We start from the raw sequence: 4,292 nt of genomic DNA on the forward strand, positions 1-4,292 counted from the left end.
GTGCTCAGGGCTGCAAACTGCGCGCTGTTCAGCACGTTAGCCTGCTGAGTGCTCAGTGCAACTACCTGGTCGGTGGTCAGTGCTTTAACTTGCGCGGTACCCAGAGCAGCGATAGCAGCAGTCTTCAGATTTGCGAAGTCAGCGGTTTCCAGCGCAGCGATGTTGTTGGTCGACAGCGCGGCAACCTGGGTGCTGGACAGTGCGCCAGCCTGATTCGAAGTCAGGGCAACGATCTGGTTGGTGCTCAGGCCAGTCGCCATGGCAGCGGTGCCGAAGGCGGCTACCTGGTTGGTGGACAGTGCGCCGATCTGGTCGGTGGTCAGGCCTGCCATTTGTTGCGACTTCAGGGAAGCCACAGCGGCGGTGGACAGGCCAGCCAGGTCCTGGGTCTCGATAGCGCCGATGGYGTTCGAGGACAGGGCGCCTACTTGCGCAGTGTTCAGCACCGCGATCTGGTTCGAAGTCAGGGCGACCACAGCGTCGGTCGACAGGCCAGCGATACCGTTAGTGCTCAGGGCAGCGATGGAGCCGGTCGCCAGGTTCTTCACCTGGTCGGTGGTCAGCGCAGCAACCTGTGCGGAACCCAGAGCAGCGATGGTGCTGGTCTTGATCGCGTTCAGGTCTTGCGTCTGCAGGGCAGCCACGTCATCGGTGCTCAGGGCAGCAAACTGTGCGCTGTTCAGCACGTTAGCCTGTTGGGTGCTCAGGGCGACAACCTGGTCGGTGGTCAGTGCCTTCACCTGGCCGGTGGTCAGGGCGGCAATCGCAGCAGTCTTCAGGTTAGCGAAGTCGGCGGTTTCCAGCGCAGCGATGTTGTTGGTGCTCAGCGCTGCAACCTGGGCGCTGGACAGCGCGCCAGCCTGGTTCGAGGTCAGGGCAACGATCTGGTCGGTGCTCAGGCCGGTCGCCATGGCAGCGGTGCCGAAGGCTGCTACCTGGTTGGTCGACAGCGCGCCAATCTGGTCAGTGGTCAGGCCTGGCAGCTGGTTCGACTTTAGGGAAGCGATTGCAGCGGTAGACAGGCCAACGATGTCCTGAGTTTCGATTGCGCCAACGGCATTCGACGACAGCGCGCCGATCTGCGCGGTGGACATCACAGCGAACTGGTTCGAGGTCAGTGCCACAACTGCGTCGGTCGACAGGCCGGAGATGCCGTTGGTGCTCAGGGCAGCGATCGAGCCGGTCGTCAGGTTCTTCACCTGGTCAGTGGTCAATGCCGACACCTGTGCGGAACCCAGAGCAGCGATGGTGCTGGTCTTGATGGCGTTCAGGTCTTGGGTTTGCAGAGCTGCGATGCCATCAGTGGTCAGCGCGCCAACTTGAGCGCTGCTCAGAACGTTGGCTTGTGCGGTGCTCAGAGCTACGACCTGGTCGGTGGTCAGTGCCTTCACCTGGTTGGTCGACAGGGCAGCAATCGACGAAGTCTTCAGGTTAGCGAAGTCCGCGGTTTCCAGGGCAGCAATGTTGTTGGTGCTCAGGGCGGCGACCTGGGCGCTGGACAGCGCGCCAGCCTGGTTCGAGGTCAGGGCAACGATCTGGTCGGTGCTCAGGCCGGTCGCCATGGCAGCGGTGCCGAAGGCGGCAACCTGGTTGGTCGACAGTGCGCCAATCTGGTCAGTGGTCAGGCCAACCAGCTGGTTCGACTTCAGTGCAGCAACTGCAGCGGTCGACAGGCCGGCGATGTCCTGGGTCTCGATAGCGGCGATGTCGTTCGACGACAGGGCGCCGATCTGGGCGGTGGACATCACAGCGAACTGGTTCGAAGTCAGGGCAACCACAGCGTCGGTCGACAGACCGGAGATGCCGTTGGTGCTCAGCGAAGCGATCGATGCGGTCGCCAGATTCTTCACCTGGTCGGTGGTCAGTGCAGCAACCTGTGCCGAACCCAGAGCAGCGATGGTGCTGGTCTTGATTGCGTTCAGGTCCTGGGTCTGCAGGGCAGCGATACCGTCGGTGGTCATTGCACCAACTTGAGAGCTGCTCAGCACGTTGGCTTGTGCGGTGCTCAGTGCAACCACCTGGTCGGTGGTCAGGGCCTTCATCTGACCGGTCGACAGAGCGGCGATGGATGCAGTCTTCAGGTTGGCGAAGTCAGCGGTTTCCAGAGCGGCGATGTTATTGGTGCTCAGAGCAGCAACCTGGGCGCTGGACAGTGCGCCAGCCTGGTTCGAGGTCAGGGCAACGATCTGGTCGGTGCTCAGGCCGGTCGCCATGGCGGCGGTGCCGAAGGCAGCAACCTGGTTGGTCGACAGTGCGCCGATCTGGTCGGTGGTCAGGCCAACCAGCTGGTTCGACTTCAGGGAAGCCACAGCGGCGGTAGTCAGGCCGGCGATGTCCTGGGTTTCGATCGCGCCGATGGCGTTCGAGGACAGGGCGCCAACTTGTGCGGTGTTCAGCACTGCGATTTGGTTCGAGGTCAGCGCCACGACAGAGTCGGTCGACAGGCCGGCAATACCGGCGGTGCTCAGCGAAGCGATCGATGCGGTAGCCAGGTTCTTCACCTGGTCGGTGGTCAGGGCAGCAACTTGTGCCGAGCCCAGAGCAGCAATGGTGCTGGTCTTGACGGCATTCAGGTCCTGGGTCTGCAGAGCGGCGATGCCATCAGTGGTCAGGGCAGCGAACTGGGAGCTGGACAGCACCGAAGCCTGCGAAGTGCTCAGTGCAACAACCTGGTCGGTGGTCAGTGCCTTCACCTGGTTGGTCGACAGAGCAGCAATTGCCGAAGTCTTCAGGTTAGCGAAGTCTGCGGTTTCCAGAGCAGCGATGTTGTTGGTGCTCAGAGCTGCAACCTGGGCGCTGGACAGCGCGCCAGCCTGGTTGGAAGTCAGCGCAACGATCTGGTCGGTGCTGAAGCCGGCAGACAGAGCAGCCGTGGTCAGCGCAGCAACCTGGTTGGTCGACAGGTTCGCAACCTGGGCAGTGCCGAGCGCTGCGATCTGGGCAGTCTTCAGGGYGACGACGGCGGCGGTGGACAGGCCTGCCAGGTCAGCAGTCTCAATCGCTGCGACCGAAGCGGTAGCCAGCGACGACACCTGCGCGGTATTCATTGCGGCGATCTGATTGGAGGACAGAGCAACAACCTGATCGGAGCTCAGTACGCTAGCCGAAGCGGTGGTCAGTGCGGCCACCTGCTGGGTGGTCAGGTTTGCGGTCTGGGCAGTGGTCAGTGCGGATACCTGGGCGGTTGCCAGGGCAGCGATAGCGGAGCTGCGCAGGGCGGCCAGGTCGGCGGTCTCTAGGGCGACGATGGCATCAGTAGTCAGGGCAACAACTTGCGCGGTGCTCAGCGCGTTGGCCTGGCTGGTGGTCAGGGCGACGATCTGATCGGTCGTCAGGGCCTTCACCTGGACGGTGGTCAGGCCGGCGAGCGAGGCAGTCTTGATGGCGGCGAAATCGCCGGTTTCCATCGCAGCCATGCTGGCGGTAGCGAAAGCACCAATTTGCGAGGAGGTCAAAGCGCCTACTTGATTCGAGGTCAGCGCAATCGTCTGGTCACTATTGAAGCCCAACGACAGCTGCTGCGTCGTGAACATAGGGATTTGCAGGGTCGTGAAGGCACCGACCTGATCGCTACTCAGCGCTGCAATGTCGTCAGTCCCGATGGTTGGGATCAGCGACGTCGACAAGGCCGCAATTGCGTCTGTGGTAAAGCCCGAAACGATGAGGCTCATTTGTATTTCTCCTAGAGGTACCGCTATGTGTTCTGTCCAGACAGCAAAACGAGCCAAGGGTCCGCTACCCATAGGCTCTTTCACCGTTTCGGCTTACGCCGATATCTAAATTTCTACCCTTGCCTAGCTCAGCAGGAAACCCTGCTTTTCATTCTTAACGTCAACAATTTTGTGAACTTTAGGTGGCTCAACATTGTTTACGCGTAAACTTGCTTGAACAAAATGCAAGTGACTTCAGATGACGCTGACGCCACGCTTGGGTACAAAGCGACCGTTTCAGTCGTTCCGTTAAGAAAATTTTTGCCCCAAATTTGTTGCGTCAAAACAACTAGTTCCTGAAAGCATCATTCAATCCGGCGCCCAGTATACCGAGTTTCATTGCTTCGCAGCATGAAAATTTAATGACATGTCGCCGGTCGGCAACTCGATTTTTTGACAAGTTTGTTTACTGCGTAACATCGCGCGTCAGAGTCATGGACGTGGCAAAATGGCGCTTCATCATCCAAACCGGTTCCGTTGCGGTGAACTTTTGATTTGTTAAATATTTCCTTGCGGAAATTACACGCAAAATTCGAATAGTTGCAGTGAAGAAGGAATCAAGGGAAGAGCATTGTCATGGAC

Annotated in this window: 1 pseudogene; it reads right to left on the reverse strand. The window is 59.7% G+C overall.

Annotated features, from left to right (window positions below):
• Positions 1–3,671 (reverse strand): annotated as a pseudogene (locus AB4Z11_RS24755) (heme utilization protein); the annotation flags it as partial.
• Between the last annotated feature and the right edge of the window lie 621 nt (positions 3,672–4,292).

This window comes from Pseudoduganella sp. RAF53_2 (assembly GCF_052113985.1).
In the GTDB taxonomy this organism is placed as follows: domain Bacteria; phylum Pseudomonadota; class Gammaproteobacteria; order Burkholderiales; family Burkholderiaceae_D; genus Rugamonas.